Origin of the sequence: Bradyrhizobium genosp. P, from assembly GCF_049949265.1 — a bacterium.
Classification (GTDB): domain Bacteria; phylum Pseudomonadota; class Alphaproteobacteria; order Rhizobiales; family Xanthobacteraceae; genus Bradyrhizobium.
Genome location: NZ_CP188195.1, coordinates 3,084,487 through 3,105,604, shown reverse-complemented (window position 1 = coordinate 3,105,604; position 21,118 = coordinate 3,084,487). Strand labels below are relative to the sequence as shown.

The 21,118-nt window shown below is 64.1% G+C and carries 17 protein-coding genes; 5 read left to right on the top strand and 12 right to left on the bottom strand.

What is annotated here, in order from left to right; genetic code table 11:
* Positions 1-75 precede the first annotated feature (75 nt).
* From ACP2YO_RS14920 to ACP2YO_RS14910, 3 genes are all read left to right on the top strand, one after another.
* Entirely contained in the window at positions 76-2,409 is a 2,334-nt protein-coding gene (locus tag ACP2YO_RS14920) for a hypothetical protein (protein WP_426441512.1), read from the top strand.
* 56 nt (positions 2,410-2,465) lie between these two features.
* On the top strand, positions 2,466-3,824 hold the full coding sequence (locus ACP2YO_RS14915) for a hypothetical protein (RefSeq protein WP_426443194.1): 1,359 nt from the start codon (positions 2,466-2,468) through the stop codon (positions 3,822-3,824).
* An 84-nt stretch (positions 3,825-3,908) separates the two neighbouring features.
* Complete coding sequence (locus tag ACP2YO_RS14910) at positions 3,909-4,634, top strand: formyltransferase family protein (protein WP_426443193.1); 726 nt, start codon at positions 3,909-3,911, stop codon at positions 4,632-4,634.
* Positions 4,635-4,652: 18 nt separating this feature from the next.
* Here the strand turns inward: ACP2YO_RS14910 and ACP2YO_RS14905 are convergent, their stop codons facing one another.
* Positions 4,653-6,107: a short-chain fatty acid transporter gene (locus tag ACP2YO_RS14905; RefSeq protein WP_426441511.1), complete on the bottom strand. Its 1,455-nt coding sequence runs from the start codon at positions 6,105-6,107 to the stop codon at positions 4,653-4,655.
* 50 nt (positions 6,108-6,157) lie between these two features.
* Positions 6,158-9,559 (bottom strand): molybdopterin-dependent oxidoreductase, encoded by a 3,402-nt coding sequence (locus tag ACP2YO_RS14900; RefSeq protein WP_426441510.1) that lies wholly within the window; start codon positions 9,557-9,559, stop codon positions 6,158-6,160.
* Positions 9,560-9,702: 143 nt separating this feature from the next.
* Between ACP2YO_RS14900 and ACP2YO_RS14895 the strand changes: the two genes are divergently transcribed.
* On the top strand, positions 9,703-10,383 hold the full coding sequence (locus ACP2YO_RS14895; RefSeq protein WP_426441509.1) for a GntR family transcriptional regulator: 681 nt from the start codon (positions 9,703-9,705) through the stop codon (positions 10,381-10,383).
* Positions 10,384-10,425: 42 nt separating this feature from the next.
* On the opposite strand, the gene ACP2YO_RS14890 is transcribed toward ACP2YO_RS14895, so the two are convergent.
* Both ACP2YO_RS14890 and ACP2YO_RS14885 read right to left on the bottom strand, forming a co-directional pair.
* Entirely contained in the window at positions 10,426-10,686 is a 261-nt protein-coding gene (locus tag ACP2YO_RS14890) for a DoxX family protein (protein WP_426441508.1), read from the bottom strand.
* 62 nt (positions 10,687-10,748) lie between these two features.
* Positions 10,749-11,141: a DUF4267 domain-containing protein gene (locus ACP2YO_RS14885; protein ID WP_426441507.1), complete on the bottom strand. Its 393-nt coding sequence runs from the start codon at positions 11,139-11,141 to the stop codon at positions 10,749-10,751.
* Positions 11,142-11,266: 125 nt separating this feature from the next.
* On the opposite strand from ACP2YO_RS14885, the gene ACP2YO_RS14880 reads away from it, so the two are divergent.
* The gene (locus ACP2YO_RS14880) at positions 11,267-11,854 is read left to right on the top strand and encodes a TetR/AcrR family transcriptional regulator (protein ID WP_426441506.1); all 588 of its coding nucleotides are present in this window, start codon (positions 11,267-11,269) and stop codon (positions 11,852-11,854) included.
* On the opposite strand, the gene ACP2YO_RS14875 is transcribed toward ACP2YO_RS14880, so the two are convergent.
* The 8 genes from ACP2YO_RS14875 to ACP2YO_RS14840 are packed head-to-tail and all read right to left on the bottom strand — an operon-like array spanning position 11,837 to position 21,080.
* Complete coding sequence (locus ACP2YO_RS14875; protein ID WP_426441505.1) at positions 11,837-12,910, bottom strand: acyltransferase family protein; 1,074 nt, start codon at positions 12,908-12,910, stop codon at positions 11,837-11,839. The genes ACP2YO_RS14880 and ACP2YO_RS14875 overlap by 18 nt on opposite strands.
* 8 nt (positions 12,911-12,918) lie before the next feature.
* Entirely contained in the window at positions 12,919-14,172 is a 1,254-nt protein-coding gene (locus ACP2YO_RS14870) for a glycoside hydrolase family 5 protein (RefSeq protein WP_426441504.1), read from the bottom strand.
* Positions 14,169-15,062, bottom strand: coding sequence for a methyltransferase domain-containing protein (locus ACP2YO_RS14865; RefSeq protein WP_426441503.1), 894 nt, complete (start codon positions 15,060-15,062; stop codon positions 14,169-14,171). Before ACP2YO_RS14865 ends, ACP2YO_RS14870 begins: the two co-directional genes overlap by 4 nt.
* A gap of 29 nt (positions 15,063-15,091) precedes the next feature.
* A complete protein-coding gene (locus tag ACP2YO_RS14860; RefSeq protein ID WP_426441502.1) occupies positions 15,092-16,255 on the bottom strand; it encodes a glycosyltransferase family 4 protein in 1,164 nt (387 codons plus the stop codon).
* A 41-nt stretch (positions 16,256-16,296) separates the two neighbouring features.
* Positions 16,297-17,526: a glycosyltransferase family 4 protein gene (locus ACP2YO_RS14855; protein ID WP_426441501.1), complete on the bottom strand. Its 1,230-nt coding sequence runs from the start codon at positions 17,524-17,526 to the stop codon at positions 16,297-16,299.
* Complete coding sequence (locus tag ACP2YO_RS14850) at positions 17,523-18,332, bottom strand: polysaccharide deacetylase family protein (RefSeq protein ID WP_426441500.1); 810 nt, start codon at positions 18,330-18,332, stop codon at positions 17,523-17,525. Before ACP2YO_RS14850 ends, ACP2YO_RS14855 begins: the two co-directional genes overlap by 4 nt.
* Entirely contained in the window at positions 18,325-19,647 is a 1,323-nt protein-coding gene (locus ACP2YO_RS14845) for an O-antigen ligase family protein (protein ID WP_426441499.1), read from the bottom strand. The genes ACP2YO_RS14850 and ACP2YO_RS14845 overlap by 8 nt, the downstream gene beginning before the upstream one ends.
* The gene (locus ACP2YO_RS14840) at positions 19,647-21,080 is read right to left on the bottom strand and encodes a GumC family protein (protein WP_426441498.1); all 1,434 of its coding nucleotides are present in this window, start codon (positions 21,078-21,080) and stop codon (positions 19,647-19,649) included. Before ACP2YO_RS14840 ends, ACP2YO_RS14845 begins: the two co-directional genes overlap by 1 nt.
* Positions 21,081-21,118 lie beyond the last annotated feature (38 nt).

Sequence of the window (21,118 nt, the reverse complement as noted above, 5' to 3'; positions counted from 1 at the left end):
CGAGCATGCACGACGCCAGATGGCGTATTTGAAAGGGTTTTTCAGCTTTCGAATGTTTCTGAAAAATTTCCAAATATGTCTGCGAGTTTCGTTCAGCATCGAATCCAGGCGGAGGCGCGCGCGCGCAAACTGGCGGCGGAGCAGCGTGGATCGGCGGAAGTCCACATCTCCGATATCTATAAGTACTTTCCTTTCAGGCTCTTCGGCCTGAACCGCGCCGCGCTGCAGGATCTCACAGAAGCCGAATTCGCGGCTGAGCTGGAGCTCTGCCGTGCTAATCCAGAAATGATTCAGCAATATTTAGAAATGAAGGGCGATGGTCTTCGCGTCGGCTTCATTTCCGATACCTACTGGAACTCGGAGCAGCTCGCGCGCCTCCTGCACGCCTGCAGTCCCGGGCTGACCTGGGATTTCCTGTACGCCTCCTGCGATCATGGCAGCAGCAAGAGCGAAGCGCTGTTCCGGACCTATCTCGCCGAACAAGGCATCGATGCGGCAGGTTCGTTCCACATCGGCGACAACGAGAATGCCGACATCAAGGGGGCTCGCCGTCACGGCATCCGCCCGCGCTATTATCCGCAGGCGAGCGCGGCATTGGCATCGAAGCTGCAGCGCGAGACGTCGATCTTCGAGTTGTTTTCCCCCGAACAGCCGTCTCGGCTCGATCACGGCGCCCGCACATTGCGGCGCGCGGTGACGGCGCAGAGCGCCGAACGCACGCCGGGTTTCCACCTCGGCGTTGCCGTGCTCGGCCCGGTGATGACGGCGTTCGACGCGTTTATCGAAGCGCGGCGCGCGGCTCTGGTCCGGCAAGGCGCGCGCGTCTCGGTCGGCTTTCTCGGCCGTGACGGCTTTCTACAGCATCGGATCTGGCAAGACGCGCACGAGGGCACCGGCGCCTATCTTGAGATCAACCGCCGCGTCAGCCTGGTCGGGTCCGCAGATACGCTCGAACCTCTCTGCGAATTGCTGGGCCGGGTCGTCAAGATCGACGCGGCAACCTTCGCCGACATCGTCAAGGTACAACCGCCGGCGGTCACGGCCTTCTTTGCGCAATACCCGGACGGCATCGCGGAAGGCAAAGATCTCGCCGATGCCCTGCCCGACTTGATGGACCCGCGCGAGATCACCGACATCTCAGCCGGTGTCCGCACCCGGCTGCTCGCCTATCTGCGCGCCAAGATCCCGGATTTCGACAACTGTACCGACCTGATCCTGGCCGATCTCGGCTATTCCGCGAGCGTGCAGAAGTCGTTGCGGCGCATCTTCGATCGCGAAGGCATCAACATCCGCCTGCACGGCGCCTACCTGCTGACGCTCGATGATGCGTTCGACGACATCGCCGATGACGACACCGCGGAAGGACTGATCTCCGATCGCGTCGTCACGCCCCATATCAAGCGCATGCTGATCCGCAACGTCGCGCTGCTGGAGCAGCTCTGCTGTTCGGCCGAGGGCTCGGCGCGGGACTATCGCGGCGGCGAAGTCTTGCGCGAGGGCGACCAGCGCCCGGCGGCGCAACTGGCTCTTACCGCCGAAATCCAGTCCGGAGCAGTGAGCTACGCATCGCGCGCCCGCGAACTCGCGCCGCGCTACGCCTTGCGGCCCTACGCCGACCAGGCCATCGCCGCACGCTGGACCGCCGCGGTCCTTGGGCGATTCCTGCTGCTTCCCGACGATGACGAGCTCGTGCTTCTGAGCGGCTTCAAGCATGACGTCAATCTCGGCACCCAGGCGCTGGCATTGCTGCTCGACGCCAACTTCGTCAACGATCTGGTGATCGCGCGCGGCATCGGCGCTGCCTGCACGGCGCCGGCGCCGCCGATGTGGCTTGCCGGCAGCTTTGCCGCCCTGTCGCCATCGCACGCTTACCTTTACGCGCTGTTCGGCGCCAATCGCCTGCCGGCGAACGTCTTCGGCGAGTCCCCCTGCGGGACGCTGCAAGTCGGCCTGTTCAGGAGCGATGGCCAGGCCTCGCTGGAACCCATCACCGTCTATCATACCGGGCTCGGCGATATCAGGCTGCGCATCCCGCTGTCTCGCCGCATGGCGGTGACGACCATCGCCCTGCCGCTCGCAAAGCTCGCGCGCGAGGGGATTCTTCACGGCGTCGTTGTCCAGTCCGGCAAGGATGCCGTGGAGGCGGCGAGAAATCCGGCCCCGAAGGCCATCGCTAACGCGCGGCTGGTCTATGCCGGCCTCGAGCGGAGTGGCCGTCATTTCCGCGCCAGCAGCGACGAAGGCACGCTCCTGATCCCGGTCGAGTCCTTCGAAGACGACGTTGCGATCTACACCATCGCGCTGACCTCGCTCAGCCACGACCGCATCCTGGCGGTCGAAAACCGCAACGCCAACGGCGTCCCCTCGGCCACGCTCACCTGGCGCAATCCGGCGATCAACGGCCATTGATTGTCCGCCTGATCCGGCCGCCCCGAACGTAAAAGTTAACGAGGGGTGGCGTGGGCATGATACCGGCTGACACGATGCAAGCTGACCGCTTGCAGACAGATCTTGACCAATTGCTGTTATCGAACGGCATAAGGCTGAACGCCGCGCAGCGCCGGCGGCTCGACTGGCTGGTCGAACGGCTCGGGGCTGCGGTCCTCAGCCATGGCGGCTCGGTCCCGGTCCGCAGTAGCGGCGTCGTCATCGTCGTCGAACCACCAAGCGGGCCCGCCGCCGAGACGCTCTATCGGTCGCTCCGCGCCGATTGCGCGGTCATTATTCCGTTCGGCGAGAACCCGGCCTTCGACTTCCTCAAGTCCAAGCTGACCGACTTCGGCACGATTGGGCCGAGCCTCGACGGCCCCCATGAGATGTGGTGGGGCGGAGTCAATTGGCGCGCGATTGCCCCCGAGAACGGCTCCCGCACCGATGCTCCGCTGCGCGTCGTCTCGTGCTATCCCCGCGCATTCGGGGACGATCATGCGGCTCAGCTTCGCGAGACGCTGACCGACTTCCATATCTCCTGCGACATCGCACCGATCGATACCGTGGCCGACGGATGCATGTGCGCGTCCGAGAAGGCCGCCTTCATCCTTCGGATGTGGCAACAACACCGCGAGCCGCTGCTCTTCATCGAGGCCGATGCAACGCTCAGCGAGCCGCCGCTGCTGCCTTCGAACCTCGATTGCGACGTCGCACTTCACAAGTGGAACCGGTGGGAGATGTCGGCTCGCACCCTCTATTTGGGCCGCTCGGCCGCAGCCGAAGCGCTGCTGCGCAACTGGCACCACATTGCGGCAGCGTATCCGCCGGTCTGGGACGGTTATCTGCTCGATCAGGCCTGGAGCCTGACATCGTCGCAGCTGCCGCTCGACACCGTCTGGCTGCCGCGCTCATATCATGCACCGACCGAAGACCTCGGCACGCCCCGGCATACCACGATCGTTCACAATCTTCCCGCCGACAACGCCGATCTCGGGCCTGACGCCGAGTTCGGCATCGCCATGCGCGGCGCGCGGCGCGCCAGCCGCAGCGGCGGCCGCGACTCCATGATCGTGGTGACGTCGCAGGCGGCGGCGACCGATGCGATCACCGTGATCATGCGCGATATCGCCACCAGCGACGCGCGCGAGGTGGCGGCCAGCATCGAGGCGGTGACGGGGGCGTTTGCCGCCGACTGCGGCGGTTTCGGCCGGCTCGAACTCTCGCTGTGCCCCTGGCTGGACGATATCCGCGCGGCAAAGTCGGCGGCAAAGAGCGCCAACAACCGGGTCATCGAGATTGCACCGTGGCAGACGCTGCCCGCCGATCTGTTCCGCGCCGTGGCGCAATCCCGGGATTCCGGAAGCGTCGTCGTCATGGCGGGCCATCGCGGTTGACCCGGGCCGCGGGATGAGACTTGAGATGAGACTTGAGATGAGACTTTAGATGAGACTCGGAATGAGACTTGGGAAGGACATCGCATCATGAAGACCATCATCCTTCTCACCGGCGTCGCCGATCAGCAGATGGCGCTGAGCGCCTTGTTGAGGGAGCACAACCCGGCCCTCTCCTTCCGCGGCGCCACGACAGCCGACGAGCTCGCAGCGATCGAGCCCGAAGTGCTGCGCGACGCCCGGCTGCTGGCGTTCACCACCGGCGTCGTCGTATCAGGCAGCACGCTAGCGGCGCTCGGCCACGGCGCCTACAATTTCCACCCCGGCCCGCCGCAATATCCCGGCTGGGCGCCGGCGCATTTCGCGCTTTATGACGGCGCGCGCATGTTCGGCGCCACCGCGCATGCGATGGCCGAGCGCGTCGATTCCGGTCCGATCATCGGCGTCGAGTCCTTCATCATCCCTGACAAGATCAGCGTCCGCGGGCTCGAGCAGGTCGCCTATGTGCGGCTTGCGCATTTGTTCTGGCGGATGTCACGCGAACTCGCCTGTGATCCCTCGCCACTGGCCGAGCTGCCGATTGCCTGGTGCGGAATGAAGAGCACGAAGCAGATGTACCGGGAGATGTGCGAGCTTCCCGCCGGCATCAGCGCCACCGAGTTGGCGCGCCGGGTTCGTGCCTTCCACGACGATTTCCGCGGCATCCCGCTGACCTACACCCTGCACGGCGTCCGCTTCCAGCTTGCGACCACATCCGCGGAGGTGACCGCGGCGCCGGAAGTCGTCTCTCCTCCGCTCGCCGCTGCGTCCTGACGTCCGAATCCTGGCGGCTCAGGGCACGATCGGCGGATGATAGGAGAAGGTGGCCATCAGAATGGCCGCCAGCAGCATTACGATCGGGAAGTGGATGAAGAACTGCACCGACGTGTAGCCGATCAGATCCTTCGATTTCAGGCCGAGGATACCGAGCAGCGGCAGCATCCAGAACGGGTTGATGAAGTTCGGCAGAGTCTCGGCGATGTTGTAGACCATCACCGTCCAGCCCAGATGCGCGCCGATATCGTTGGCGGCCTTCATGATGTAGGGCGCCTCGATGACCCACTTGCCGCCGGCCGACGGCACGAAGAATCCGAGCAGCGCCGAATAGATTCCGACCAGGAATGAAAAGACGGTGGAATTGCTCGAGGCGCCGACGAACCAATGGGCAATCGTGTCGGATAGCGTCGTGCCGTTGCTGTTCGGGACCTTGGTCAGGATCTGCGCGATTCCGGCATAGAAGGGAAACTGCAGCAGCACGCCCGATACGCTCGGCATCGCCTTGGAAAACGACTCGACCAGGCTGCGCGGGCGCCAGTGCAGGACAATGCCGAGAATGAGGAAGACGAAATTGTAGGTGTTGAGCCCTGACAGGGTGATCAGCGGATTGCCCGACTGAAACGTCTGCCACAACCAGCCGCAGGCCAGAAGCGCGATCAGGATCGTCAGGAGCGGACTGAACTCGAGCCAGTCACCCGGCCGTGACGGTTTTTTGGCCTCGATGCGATCGTCTCCGAGGGCAACGCCGAGGTCCTCTGCCGTCTTCGCCTGCTCAGGTGCCGGCGTCGTGAAATAGCAGATCACTGCCGAAACCACGGTCACCGTCACGACGGTGGCCATGTTCTGCCAGGTAAGGATTGTTTCCGAGAAACCGATGACGCCGGTGATCGGCAAAAGGGATGCGGGAATGCTGCCGGCATTGGCCTGGAGCTGTGCCGCCGAAGACGTGATGCCGAGCGTGAAGCCGCAGCCGAGCCCGAGATAACCGGCAGCGCCGGCGGCGCGATAATCGAGCCGGATGTCCGAGCGGCGCGCGATCTCGCGCACCAGCAGACCGGAGAAGATCAAGCTCAGGCCCCAGTTCAGCAGCGACAGGGCGATGCTCAGCATCCCGACGAAGACCACGGCGCCGCGACCGGTCTTTGGCACGCTCGCCAGCCGGGCAAGCAGCGCGGCGACCGGCGGCGACATCGCAACGACATAGCCGCCGATTGCGACCAGCGCCATCTGCATGGTGAAGGGGATCAGATTCCAGAAGCCGTCGCCAAACGCACGGCTGACGGCGAGCGGCGAGCCGCCATGCAGGATCGCACCAACGGCCACAGCGATGACCGCGATCAGCACGAAGACGTAAGCATCGGGAAACCACCGCTCCGCAAAAGCCACCAGGGCTTGCGAAAATCGCGCCATGACATTGTCTGGCCCCGATTTTCGCAGGTTCGCGGTCCCATCGTGCGTTGCATTCGTCATGACTTCCCCTTCCGGTGATGCGGTTACAGCCCTAAGTCCTGAGTTGGTGGTCACAGCGCCAGCGTGAGGTCGGTCAGTGGCACGGCCTGGCAGGCGAGGCATTGCCCCTCGCTGCCGTCGACAGGGCTGAGATGGGTGAACTCCCCATCGACGACCTGCACGGCACAGCTTTCGCATTGGCCGACGCGGCAGCCGCTTGGCAGCGCGACGCCGGCCGCATTGGCCGCATCAAGCAACGTCCCCTGCTCCGGCGCCCACGAAAAGCTTTGCTCGCTGTTGGCAAGCCGGATGGTGCGCGGCGCAAGGTCGCTCGGCACCGACGGCGGCGACACAAAGCTCTCGGCAAAAATGTCGAAGCGCGGCACGCCGAGCGCCGTCACGGATTCGATCTGGGCCGCGACAAAATCCGGCGAGCCACAGATGTAGACCAGCGGTCGGCGTGTCGACAGCGGCTTCACCAGCCCGGGGTCGAGACGGCCCTTGCGCAGCGAACCGGAGCCGATCGAGTCCCGCGGGAGTGGCGCGGAATAGAACGTGACGCGCCTCAGCTCCGGTGTGCGGGTCTCCAGCTCCGCGAGCCGCTGTGCGAAAGGATGCTCCCTGCCGCTGCGGCAACCATGCAGCAGCAGGATTTCACCAACGCGATCCTGCGCAGCGACGCGCTGCAGCGTTTCGAGATGGCTCATGAACGGGGTGATGCCGATGCCCGCGGCAAGGAAGATCAGGGGCCGCGCGCCCTTCAGCGGCGGCGTAAAGATGCCGCCCGGCGGCTCCAACACGACCTCGCCTCCGATGGCGAGACCATGCAGGCGATCCGGCATGAAGAAAGGCGCGTCGCTGCGTCGCGATTCACCAGGGAATCGCCCCTTGACCGCGATCGAAAGGACATTTGGCGTATCACCGGATCCGATCAGGGAATAGGCGCGCCCTTCCGAAGCGTCAGGCAGCGAGATCATGACGTGCTGCCCCGGCAGGAAGTCCGGTAACGGACCGTCGTCCTGCGGCAGCAGATGGAACGCGATAACATTGTCGGCTTCCGCGCGACGCTCGCTGATTACGAACCGCCGCCGACCACTCCACACGCCGCGGCTCGCCACCGCGTCGCGCCTGATATCGCAGACGATCGCGCGCAGCGGCACGGAGCCGCTGACGGGATCGCGGGCGTCGTCATGCAACACGGCGTTGATGTTGCGGGTATGATTGCCGGCGGCGGCGGAGCGATCGCGGCCGAGCGGCGGACAGTCTTCCCACCAGCCGAATTCGGCGACCACCACCCGCGCATCGAGCGCCGCATTGAGGCGCACCTTCAGGCTAACGGCGCCGCCGCGTGTCTCCACCACGGCCCAGTCGCCTTCGACAAGCCCGCGTTGCTCAGCGAGCAACGGACTGATTTCGACCGCGGGGTCGGGAGACTTCCGTCGTAACGAGGCGACGTGCCGATAGGAGGAATGAACAAACCATCCGCTCTTGGCGGTGCTTAGCGCGAGCGGGAAGCGCTCGTCGGTCCCTCCTGCCAGCGGGCTCTCTGCGGTCTCGGCGTGATCGGGCAAGGGATCATAGCCGTGACCCAACATCAGCTCCGAATAGAGTTCGACGCGACGCGTTGGCGTCGCGAAACCGGCCACGGTTCCGTTTTCGCGCGCGACAGCGTATTTCTCGTTACGGAAGGTCTGCGGAAAGCGGCGTCCTTCGGGATGATTGCGCAGATCGTCGACGCTGACGCCGAGCGGCTCCAACTGATAATTCCATCCGGCTTTGATATCGCCGCCGAAGAACAGCTCTCCCATCCCGAGCTTCAGCCCAAGCGCCGCAGCGATCTCGTAGTCGGCCTTCACTGCGCCAACCGGCTCGGTCACGCGCGGGCGAAACTGCACGGTTTCGACGGCGGCCTGCGTGATCTCGAAACCGATCTTGAGCGCATCGCGCTCCCACGGCATGCTGGCCGGCAGAACGAAATCGGCGCTTTCCGCGGTCGGGTTCATGAACATGTCGACATGAACCTGGAATTCGAGCGCGTTCAGCGCCTCGCGGTTACGTTCGGAATGGCCCTGCGAGACGACGAAATTGGTGCCGAAGGCGACCAGCGCACGCACCCGATAAGGTTCACCATCGAGCACGGCCCTGCTGAAATCCCGCGCCGTGATCCATCCCTTCGCCGGCGGCCCGAGCGGCAGTTCGGCGAGGCCGAGCGCCTTGGCCTGCTGTTCGGCCGGCAGGATATTGTAGTCGTTGAGCGCGCGGGTCGGCGGCGGCACCGGCCAGCGATTGCCGCCGGGCCGGTCGCAGGCGCCCGTCAGTGCATAGAGCGATGCGATCGCGCGCTCGATCGCGGTCGCGTTGGTGTGCTGGCCGACGCCGGTCCAGGAGTGATAAGCGAGCCGCGGCCGATTGGTGAACAGGGCATTGAACGCTTCGATGTCGTTGACACGAAGCCAGGTCAAATCGGCCACGCGCGCGGGCGTATAATCGGCAACTCTCTCAGCCAGCAGCTCGAACGCAGTTGCCGCTGAGATCAACCGGCCGTCGCGCGCGCGGATCGACAGGGCACCTCGAAGTTGGCCGCCCTCCTCCGGCGCGCAGCTTGTATCGCAAGGCACAGGCGAGCCCGACGCATCGAGGCGAACGTAGGCGCCCGCCGCGCCGTCGGACCACAATGCGTCGGCGCGCAAGAAACGTCCGGTCGCGCGATCGACCAACAGCGGGCCATTGGTCCATGTATTGACGAAATCCGCATCGTAGCTGCCTGTTGCGATGAGGTGACGGATCGCACCCAGCGCCAGCGCGCCGTCGGCGCCGGGACGGATGCGCAGCCAGAGATCCGCCTGCTGACCCGACCCGTTCGGTTTGGGATCGACGACCACAACCTGTGCACCGCGCCGGCGCGCGTCGGCGATCCGCATAGCCTGCGCCAGCCAAGTGCGTGCCGGATTGTGGCCCCACAGCACGATCGCGTCGGCATTGTCGTAATCGGGAAAGCCGATGCCGCGGCCGAACGTCAGTGCGTGGGCATGGTCCTTGTGCCAGCCGCAGATTTCGACGGCATAGATCAGGTTGGGACTGCCAAAGCCGCGGATGAAGCGCTCGACCCACTCGAAGCTATCCACCATCGGCGTGCCGCTCGGAGTGGTGACGCCAAAGGCGACCGCTTCGGCGCCGCTCTCCGCCCTGATCGCGCCGAGCCTCTCGGCGATCTCGGTCAACGCCTCGTCCCAGGACACTTCGATCCAGCCCGGATCCGCTGCATCGCGTGGCCGCGTGCGCTTCAGCGGCACGGTCAGGCGACGGGGACTAGCCACGATTTCCGGTGCTGCCCGTCCCTTCGCGCAGAGTGCGCCGCCGGTCGGATGGTTATTCAACACCTCTACACCGATGAGCCGCCCGTCCTCGACGACGCTGACTGAACCGCAGCGCGAGCGACAAAGCGTGCAATAGCCGGGCAGGCGTTGTTTCAACTCAGCAGCCTCACCATCTCGCGAAAAGTGACGCATTTTAGTAATGCGTTACACATTTACGTCACACGCTACTGATTTCGTCAAGGCCAAGTAATAGGCTAGGACGAATCGGAGTTCCCAACGAGAGGCGGTCGGGACCACCCATGGACCAGAATTTGCGAGAGCAGGTGCTGCAGCGCGTCCGCGCCGAGATCATTTCCGGGCAAAGCCTTCCAGGCACGATGTATTCGGTACCGAGTCTGGCGGCGAGCCTCGGTGTCTCGAGCACGCCGGTGCGGGAGGCGCTGCTCGAACTCAGCCGCGGCGGCCTGGTCGAGCCGATGCGCAACCGCGGATTCAAGGTGGTGGAGCCGTCGCTGACCGAGTTGCACAACCTGTTTGACATGCGCGAGGTGCTGGAACTGCACGCAGCCGCATTGCTCGCCGCACATCCGCCGTCGGATCTTCCAGCCGTGCGTGGCTGGGCCGACCAGATCGCCATGGCGGTCGAGAGCGACGACGTACAGCTCTATCTGGAAGCCGATCGCAACTATCATCGCGAGTTGATCGCGGCCGCCGGCAATGAACTGCTGACCGACATGGTGATGGGCCTGCGCGACAAGATGCGGCTCTACGGCATCAGCTCACGCGCAGGCCTGGAGCGACAACAGGCGTCGGTCCCCGAACACTACCGGCTCATCGAACTCGCGCTTACCGGCGAGGCCGAGGCACTGACGACCCTGCTCAGAAGCCACATCCGCTCCTGGCAGCCGATCTTCGCCGACGCCTTGCTGCGCGCGAAGGAAAATGCCCGCGAACCGTTGCTACGGGAGGCGCGCAGTTGACGGATGCGGCCAATGGTCAATCGGCGTCAAATTTGGCAACCCTCAAGACGAGATCTCCGCCAGTGCAAGCAAGGCGACGAAGACGCCGAGCGGCACGAGATGCGAAAACTCACGGTGACGCACCACGGTCAAAACCGCTGCCGCAACGATCACTGCACCGAGAATGAGGCCCACTTCGCGACTGCCGGGAAGCGCAATCACAACGGCGCTCGCGATCTCCAGCCCGCCCGTTAAGCGGCACCACCACGGAGGATAACCCCCAGCGGGCGAAGCTGCTTTGCGTCGCGGGGGTGCCGATCGCATTGAACAGCCCTGCGCCGAAGAACCCGGCGACGAGAAGCCAGATCGAGAGGGCATGCAGCATCTCAGGACACCCCCATGATCAGGGGGATCGCTGCCAGGATCATCAGCAATGCCGTGAAACCATGGATGCCGAAGGCGCTCTTGGCCGAACCTTTCGCGGCAAGAATGAGCAGCATGTCGCCGACAGGGATGATGGCCTCGACCAGCAGGAGAATGCCGACCGCCCGGGGCCCGACCCACGCCATGAGCCCCAATACGGCCAATCCCGCAGCAATGTCGCGCACCCCCTTGAGGCGAAGCCACCAAACGACGTTGGTGCCGTTTTCAGGAAGCGGCAGGCCGAAACTGCGTGTCGCGGTCGTCGGGCTTGCGACATATTGGGTGCCGATCGCGATAATCGCGAGAGCCAGGAGCAACGCCATTCCGAGCGAAAGCCAATGCACCACACCGTCCATCACACTGTCCTATCTAGCCAAATAAGATGATCTAGCATCGCTAGGAAGATAATATAGCATTGCTAGATCATCAAGCATTGGTATGATCACAGATATGTGGGCCTTCCAGGTCTGGAGATCGAGGATTGGGTGTCGCCGAGCGAAAAGGTAGGGAGCGGGCTGAGCGCGAGTATCGCATTGTCGCGGCAGCGCGCGCGATCGCAGAGTGCGAAGGATGGGACGCCGTTACCATCCGCCGCCTGGCCGATGAGATCGAATTCAGTCAGCCGGTGCTCTACTCACATTTCGAGAATAGGGATGCGATTGTCGCGGCAGTTGCGGTCGAGGGTTTTCAGGAACTCACAGCAGATCTTCGGGAAGCGGCAAGCGGATCGACCGGACGGCGAAACGCCCTCGAGAATGTCGCCATGGCCTATCTCGCCTTTGCGCTAAGTCGCCCCGCACTCTACGAGGCCATGTTTATCCTGCCGACGGTTTTGCGGTTCGCCGAAGCTGGAACCAGACCGGAACTACGGGCTGCCTTCGAAGCACTTGCGGCAGTCGTAACGCCGTTTTGCGTCGATGTAGCTGACGTGACCGAGACTTTTTGGGCAGCCCTTCATGGGCTCGCTGAACTCGAACGCTCAGGCCGAATTAGGCCCGGCATGCGCGGCGAACGCATCACACTTGTTGTTCAGGCGATCGAAGGGTGCGCCTCAGGGACGAGCCCGTAGTCCACGCCAAAGCACGATGGTGCGGCCGAGCATGATCATCGGACGCTCGACCATCCGGTAAACCAGCAAGGACACCGCCAGGGTGAGCGCGATGCAGATCAGCATCACGGCAACGTCGCTGATCTGTCCGGTCAATGGCACGAACCGGTACACCGTCACGTTGACGGTCCAGTGGAAGAGATACATCGAGTAGCTGATCATCCCGGTCTGCGCGAGCAAGCGCGGACGCGGACGACCGAACCTGACGGCAGCAAGGAAGACCGCAAAAGCGAGCAAATAAGCGGCCAGGATCGGTAAGCGTCCTCCCATGACGAAGTTGTCACCGCGCGCCAATGAGAAGTCCGAGACCGACAGCAGCGCCGCAAACTGCGCGAAGGCAACGACCAACACGGCCAGACGCGCGCTCTGGACCCGCTCGACAAGCCACAAGCGCAGCAGCAGGCCCAGGAACAGCGACGACAGATGCATCCCCAGATACTGGACCGGCAAATTAGCCACGCCGTGCGTCCGCAGCTGAACCGGCAGCACCGTTGCGGCAATCAGGGCCAGGCTGAGAGTGGACAGCACGCCGACATGTCTCAACCTATCGACCGAGAAGAGCAGCGCCACGAGAACGTAGAAGACCAGCTCGATGAACAACGTCCAGTGGATCGCCAAAAGCCAGGGTTGGCGGAACAGCGCGGGTGCCATCGTCATGTTGGCCAGCACGGTGGCGATGCCCGGCGGCTCGCCCGCAAGCCATGCCATCGTCGCGAGCACCGCCAGCGCGAGCCAGAATGCAGGGTAGAGCCGAAACACCCGCGAGATCGCGAAATGAGCGAGCGGCCGCTCGCCGCCGATACTGAATGGCACGACGAAGCCGCTGATCAGAAAGATCAGCGCCACGCCGAACCGGCCGAGACTCACATTCTGAACCAGTATCTCGCCCACCGCATTCATCGGTCCGGCGGCGGGAGGAGTCTGCCTGAGCAGGTCACCGAACAGATGTTCGATCATGACGCCGAGCGCTGCGATGGCCCGCAACCCGTCGATGTTGGCGTAGCGCTGGGGTGTCATGCTGCTGCTCATGTTGAGACAAGCCCGAGTGCGCGGCTGGTCGCCGCATCAAAGCCGGGTCCGATCTCGTTCTGGGCCAGCGCAAAGCCGCCTGTCCCCGCATAAGTCCAGCACGCCCAGGCGAAGCCGTGCGTCTCGGCGAGTTCGCGCATGTCGCGCAACCAGCGCTCGCGTGCGGCCGAACCCTCGACAGTCTTTTGATAGGACGTCTTGTGTACACCGAACTCGCCGAGCAGGATCGCATGTGCGGGCAGGCGCCGCGCCATCCGCCACGCCGTCACCTGTCGAAACGTCCGTTCGAGGTTTGACTGATCGAAGCCGGAGCCGACGTAGCTTGCAAGCGTCCGCTTCGCCTTCCGTGCCTGCTCGAGCGCGGAGCCGTCGAGTTCGAGAAAGGCCAGGCGAAGTTCGGTTGCCTGCTTCATGGCATCCGTCGACGCCGGCGCCGGATAGGCGATCGCATCCAGCGCATAGGCGGGATTTCCGCGCACCCCCTGATGGGTGAACTGCCAGGGCGAGTAGTCGTGATACGTATAGATCAGGCGCGCATCGCCTGCGAACGGACGCGTGTCGATCTGCGTCAAGGCGGCAGCAGTGTTCATCGCGCCGCCACCAAGCACGAGCGGCAGCTTCGCCGAACCGCTGCGCGCAGCGGCGTAAGCGGCCTCCAGCATGGGCTGCCATGTCGTCTGGTTGATCTCGGGCTCGTTCATCAGTTCAAGCGCAAGCCTTGGCGGGCCAGCGGCTCTCCTGCCCTCGACGACCTGCTCCAGACGGGCGGCGAGACGGCGTTGCAACGCCAACACGGCCCGAAAATTCGGCGTATCGACACCTGCGGTTAACGCGGTGGGCCGGTACGCCGGATTCATCGCGCTCGGATGCAGATCCACGATCACGCCAAGATCGATGTCGAGCAGTTCGCGGACCGTATCTATGAGAAGGTCATCCAGTCGGTCGCGGCGCGCGCCATCAACGACAAGGAAGGGGCCGACATCGACGACGAGACGCACAAAATCGAATCCTGCCGCACGGATCGCTCGCCGCTGCGCCGCGTCGAAGCGAAACCGTGGGGCGGAGAAAGGAGCATCGCCATAGGCGCCCTCTGCATCGACGTCGGCCCATCCCAACGCATGCGAGACGCCGATCCCGCGCCGGAATACGGGGATTTCGCTTGGCGACTCGGCGGCGGCCCGCAACGCCCCGAACGGGGCGAGCATCGCAATGCCGGCAATGCTGCCGAGAACGGAGCGGCGGCTGGTCACGACGCCTCCTGCCGATCGAGCGGCTGCGGTACGCCGACCTTTCCGGGATGGCGCGCCGTCAGGGCACCATCGAGTACATTCATGTCATCCTGGCCCGCAAAGCGCGCAGCGAGGCCACGGAGCGAAGCATCCCGAAGCTCGGGCTCGATCGTTCGCGACGGCACGAAATGGACGTCGCTCCACCCCTGGGTCTCGAAGGCCTGCACGTAGTCGCTGGGGCGTTGCCGGTTCGGCTGCCCGGGAAACCGGAACAGCCGGTAGATCGCCTCGGGATAGCGATAGATATTGTTGGGGTCGTGCTCGCGGATCCAGCGGGAATGCGTCTGCAGATCGATGATGTGAACCGTCTGGCATCCCGGCCTGGCGACCCGCGTCAGGCCGGCGACGGCATCCGGAACGTTGTCGTAGTGCTCGAAGGCAGCGCAACTGACGATCAGGTCGAAGGTCCGTCCCTCGGCGAGGCCAGGAATATCGAAATCCCGCCCGACGGCATAGCCGAACTCGCGGGCCGCGGAGGCAGATGTGATGGCCCGCGCGCGCTCGCGGTCCTCCTCCGTGGCTTCGGCAAAGCGATCGAGCAGCAGCCCGTAGAAGGCAGGATCCTCGCTCGCGGCGAGATCGAACACATCGATAGCGTGATAGGATCGCGCACCCATGGCGAGAAACAGCGCGCCGTTCCCGCGCGATGCCCCAGGGCTTAGCTCCAGCACGTCCCGCCCGCGCAGATCGAAATCCGGCGGCATGAAGCGGCGCAGCGAGGCGAAGATGTCGAGAAGATAGGCTATCTGCCCCACGACGTCGGACTTTGCCACGGTGTTCGGCGTGACATAGCCGCGCAACCTGTACTTGCTCCATGCAAGGCCGAGGAAGCCGAGGCCGAGTATTATCATTTCCAGGTTTCGCAAGTCATGCGTCATTATCAGCCTCCAAACTCGAGATGCTTGTTGACGGCCGCGCCGCGAAGCGCTCTGCGCGGCTTCCAAACTGGAAGCGCGCTCTCATAGACCTCGATGGTGCGATCGACGATCGGGCTCCATCCAAAGGAACCGATGATCTGTGCCGCACGCTCCTCCCTGCTCTGCGCACTGTCGGGAGCTGCAAGCTTCTCCTTCATCGCGTTCGCGAGAGCATCCACGTCACCTAGCGGGAAATAGTTCTCCGCCCCGAGTTCGAGCGCGAGATTTGCATCGATGTCGCTTGCCAGACACGGGGTCCCGTGGCTGAGCGCTTCGAGCAGCACCATCGGCATTCCTTCGTGACTCGACGGGAGAACGCACAGCGCCGCGTGCTGATAGAGCTGCAACAGGGCTTCCCCGCGCTGAAAGCCGGTCATCACGACCCCGGGCGTCGCTGCCGCCGCCTCCTCGACCGCGCGCAGATAGCTGCCGTTGTGATCAGCGGTGCCGACAATGACCAGCTTCGTCTCAGGCTCGTTCACGCGGGAGAAGGCGCTGATCAGATCGAGTTGCCGCTTCTCCTCGACAATTCTGCCGACACATAAAATATAAGCGCGCGGCGCAACCTGGATCTGGTCCAGATAAGAGGTGCCGAGTTTCGGAAGGTCGCTCTCCACTCCGTTCGGGATAAAGGTCGCGGCGACACCGAAATTGCGACGAGCCGCATCGGCAATGGCCTTCGAAACGCCGATGTTCGCGTTCGAAAACGTCATTCCCATCATTTCGCCGGCACGCAGGACCGACTTTGCGAACCGTCCCCATTTCTGACGTTCGTAGTCGAAGCCATGATGAGTCACCACGACTCGAAGGCCCAGCAGGCGGGCGAACGGGGTCAGCAGGGCCGGCCCGATGGCCTGGATATGAACGAGATCCGGGCCCCGTTGGGCGGCGACGCATAGACCGAAGGCCGTGTGCAGCAGCGCTTCGAAGCTTCTCGATCGCGGCGACCAGATCGGGGTCACGGTGACGTCTTTCCAGACGAACGGCCTTCGCACCGGGAGATACGGCCTGCGTCCGAGCACTTCGACGTTCCAGCCGCGCTGCGCCATTCGCACCGAGAGCGCGGCGACATGGGTTTCGACCCCGCCCTGAACCTCCGGGATGCCCCGTAAGCCGAGGAAGATCACTTTTCTCCGGTCTGCTCCGCCTGCTGGTATGAACGTGTACATCAGGGGACCACCGCGTCGTACAATTCCATCGTGCGGTCGCGGTACTTGTCGGGAGTGAACTCCCGACGCACCCAATTGCGGCCGTTCGCGCCAAACCTGTTTCGCTCGGTTCGTGGCAGGCCAGCGACAACAGCTAACGCATCGGCCAACATTGCGGCGTTGCGGGGCTCCACCAGAACGCCGGTCTCGCCATGAACGACCAACTCCGGAATGCCTCCGATTTCTGTGCCGATAACGGGGCGTCCGAGTGCGTAGGCCTCGAGGACGCTGACGGGCGCGTTCTCGTACCATTCGGAGGGCAGAACCAGTGCGCGCGCTTCTCCGATCAGCCGCTTCAGCTCCGGCTTGTCCAGATGGCCCGCGAAGACGATGTCGGCGCCGACTTGGTCCGCGAGACGGCGCAAGGCCGCCTCTTCGGGGCCGGTACCGGCCACGACCAGCCGCTGGCGCGATAACGCGACAGCCCGCACGAGTGTGGCGAGCCCCTTCTCCGGTGCTAGCCGTCCTGCGTAAACAAAGTAGTTGCCTTCGTGGCACCAGGGCGTGAACTGGCTCGCATCGATGCAGTTCGGGATGTAGGCGATCCGCTTTGCGTCCCAGCCCCACTCCACCAGTTTGTCGCGGTAGAAGCGGCTCGGGGTGACGAGACGGTCGATCGTGTCACGGTAGAGTCCGAGACTCCGGTGAACCAAGGTCTCGAGGAAGACCAGCCCGCTCACCACAGCCGAGTCCTTGACACAGCGGTTGAGCAAGACGTTGTGGATTCGTCCGCCGCGGCAACGCTCGCAGACGCTGCCCTGATTCAGCATCTTGTAGGCAGGACAGGCAAGCTTCAGGTCGTGCGCCGTCATCACGATCGGCACGCCCTCGGCCTTGAGGACTTCGAAGATCGATGGCGAGATGTGATGATATACGTTGTGAGCGTGCGCCACCGCCGGTGGCACGCGACCGATCAGGGCACGGATCTTCCGGCGCGCCTCCAACGAGAAGATGATCTTGGCGGCTTGTCTTGCCTTCGTCAGCGGCCCGCTGGTCCGGCCATACTCGATCTCGGAGACGAAATAGTCAGACCAAGGACTCGGCAGATTGTCGGGATGCTCCATCGCGAAGGGCACGACGTCCCAGCCGGCATCCGCGAACAGGTCGATGTGATCAAGGAAGACGCTCTCGGCGCCGCCGCGCCGGTAGAAGTAATTGTTGATGGCCAGAAGCCGTCGGGCACCCGTCATCGGGCACTCTCCCGGAACCCGATGCTGTCGAGCGCCGCATCGACGGTCAGCACGTGGCAGCCGCGTTCGACGGTATGCGCGACCAGCCGCTCGAAGGCAGCAGGCGTGCAGCCGTAGGGCGTCGGCGTCGGCGAAATGTCGTGCGTGAAGAAGATCAGCCAGCCCGGATCCGCGACCAGCGCGTCGACCCAGCGAGTCAGCCCGGACACGTGCGTTTCGGGTTGCCGTATCTCGACCGACCGGAGAAAGGTCGGGTCCGTCGGGCCGCGGTTGATCGCCTCGCCGCCGGCGCGGCAGGTCCGATACGAATAGGCCAACATCGGCCGTTTGCCGAGACACCCGCTGTTGTAGGGATAGGCGAAATTGCGCCGGCTCGGCCGCGGATCGATCGCGTTGAGGTAGCGTTGGTTGCGAGCAAGGTCCGCAGCCAGGAAGGAGCGGTCGACATGCCGGATATCCGGGTGGTCATAGGTATGGCAGCCGATCTCGTGCCCGCGCGCGGCGAGTGCCTTGCAGCCCGCCGCGTCGATCAACGTGCGATCCGGCTCGACGCGGCCCGCCAGGCGGCCCGCGATATAGAAGGTGCCGCGCACTCCGTGCGCTTCAAGGATTGCTGCACCCGAGTGGAGCGCAGAGTCCGGCACGTCGTCGAACGTGAAGGAGACGATCGGTTTCCGGGTCGGGATTCGGATGACCTGCCAGGGCGTGGCCCGGATCAGCCTGTTCGTCAAACGGCCGGCGAGCCGGTCGATCGGCAGGCGAAGCATGCCGCCACGCAAGTTTGGAACGATGGACGGACTATGCATGGGCCGGCTCCACGCCACGCAACTCGACTTCCGGCACCCGGATCTCGTGCGCACTCGCCTGGAGACGAAGGCCAAAGATCGCGACAATCACCATGAACCAGATCAGGCTTCCGGACTGGAAGTACAGGCTCTCGACGCAGGCCGAGAACACACCATAGAGCCAGATCCGGATGAAGAGACGGGTCAGCGCAGGATCGTTGTCCCTGGTCTCTGCTCGGGTCACATCGCGCAGCGGCAACCAGACAAGCAGAGCCAGGGTCAGCAAGAGGCCCGGGATGCCGGTTGTGATGGCCGCATCGAGATAGGCGTTATGAGCGTTGAAGGCGCCGACCGCCCAACTCGCGCCTCCCCCGGCCTTGTAGACCATCTCGTCGGTCTGCCAGAACATCTGGAAGCCGTAACCGGTCAGCGGCTTGTCTCCGACGGCGGAGACGCCAACGCGCCAAATGTCGATGCGATTGGTGAAGGTCGGATCGATGCCGAGATCAGCGACCAGCCTTCGCATCGCAGGCGAGATCGAACAGCCGATCGTGACGGTGTTGAAGGCTGCGATTCCGAGCAAGACCATCGGGATCCGGATCGCGCGCCATCGCTCGAACAACCAGGCGACGACGAGAATGCCGGGCAATGCCGCGCTGGAGGATTTTCCGCCGGTCTGGGTGAGGAACACGATCGCGAGCAACGTGATCGCTCCCCCCGTGACGCGGCGGCCGGTGCTGTACAGATAGAGGCCCGCGAAGCTGATCATCACCATCGCGGCGGCCGCGACATTCTTGTGTGCGAAATGGCCGCGCCAGAGGCCGGCATTCATCGGCTCGCGAACCTCGCTGGCCTGATGGATGGCGAGATGCGGCCACAGGATGACGCCAAGGTAGGCGAGAGCCAGTGTGCCGAGGCAACACATCGAGAGCAGACTGGCGAACTGACGCTCCGAACGCGGCAGCAGCAGGAAGATCCCGGCATTCACGATCGTCAGCGTCGCCAGCACGACACGCTTGAGCGCAATGTCGGGATGCGCCGAGATCGCCGAGACGATCGCAAACCAGAACAGTGTCGCGATCAGAACGCCACGGGGGCGCACGGCAAGATGCCGCACCGGTGAGCTGAAGACCGTCAGCCAGAGGCTGGCGGTCAGTCCCAGGAAGACGATCTGGTTGATCGTGCTCGACTTGTCGGCTGCCGGATCTCCCGCATTGGCCGCCGATAGATCAATGAACGGTGTCAGCGTGATCAGGTAGAACAACAGCGTCGCCACGAACAGCGGCGGCCCCAGAATGCCGATACCTGAGCCCCCGCGCATGTCATCGGTGTGCATCACGCAATTCCTTTCCTGCCGAGCCGAAACGCGCCGAGATAGCCGAGGCCTGCGAGCATCCCCGCGGCGAGAAGCAAGCCCAGCGCCGCACCTGCGACCGCGGCGATGATCGGGCGCGGTGGCCAGGTCGGACGGAACGGAGCGGCTGCTGGCGAAATCACGCGCACGTCGGTCGCATCGATCTGCTGTCTCTCGGCGGCCTCGCCGGCGCGCTTCAGGAAAGTCTGGTAGAGCGCAGTCCTGGCGCTCGCTTCGCGCTCGAGTTCGCGCAATTTCACTTTGGCCTGGTCGTCGACGGCCACATTGCCGCGCAAAGCACTTGTCTCGTTGGTCAGTGTGTCGAGCGCTGCTCTGGCCTGATCGACCGCAATCCGCGCCGCGCGACGGAGCCGCTCGGTTTCGGCGTTGATCGCGTTACTGAGGGCGCCGGCTTCGGCCAGTGCATTCATCAGGGCCGGATGGCGCGGTCCCAACGTCTGCGAAAGCGTCGCGATCTGGCGGCGCAAGGCCGCCTCGTCGGCGAACAATCCGGACAGGGTCTGCGACTGGAGGGCACCTCCCTGTACACCGTAGAGCGAGACCGATTGCGAAACTTCGCGATAGCGCGCCTCCGCCTCGGCCAGCCGCGCCTTGGCATCGGTCAGCTTCGCGTTCATCTGCTCCATCGCGTCGGAGCTGAGAGGCTGCCCGGACTGACCTTGCTGCAAGCCATTGGCGCGTCGGAATGCTTCGGTCTTGTCTTCCGCCTCGGTCGCAGCCGCCTTGAGTTCGTCGAGCCGAGCAGCCAGTCCTTGCGCTGCCCGCCCCGACCGCTCGGCGTCGGCGCGCACGACTTCTCCACGGAAAGTCTCGGCGATAGTATTCGCCAGCCGGGCCGACATCTCCGGCTGGCTCGCCCAGACCGACAGTGTCACGACGTAGGAACGCTCCTGACGCGTGACGCTGATGCGCTTGGCCAGAACCCCCGAAAGATCCATCCGCTGGGCAGTCTCCGGCGCGCCGCGATCGAACAGCGCACCGAGGTCGAACAGCCGCGGCTTGTATGCGAATTCCGGATCGATCTCGAGCCCGAGCTTGTCGACGACGCGGCGCAGGACATTTCCGGAGGTGATCATCCTCATCTTGCTTTCGACATCCAGGATCTGGCTGTCGCTCTGGATGTTCGTCGCATAGAGATCGTTCGGAGTGACCAGCAAGTTGGACGGCGCGATCGTGAGGTCCGTTATCGCAGTGAACCGCGGTGTCAGGAGCTCCGTGAGGCCGACGCCTGCGATTGCACCGGCGAGAGCTGCAATCAGTATCCATAGCCAACCGCGCAGCACCCAGCCCGCGACCTGGAAGGCATCGATCGCAACTCCGGGCACGGCAATCGCTACCGCCGCCCCTCGATAGGAAGGCGCGTCGCCGCGTTGCGTCTTGTTGGTATCGGTCACTGTGTACATCTCGCTTGACTTCAATGAGAGAGCGCATC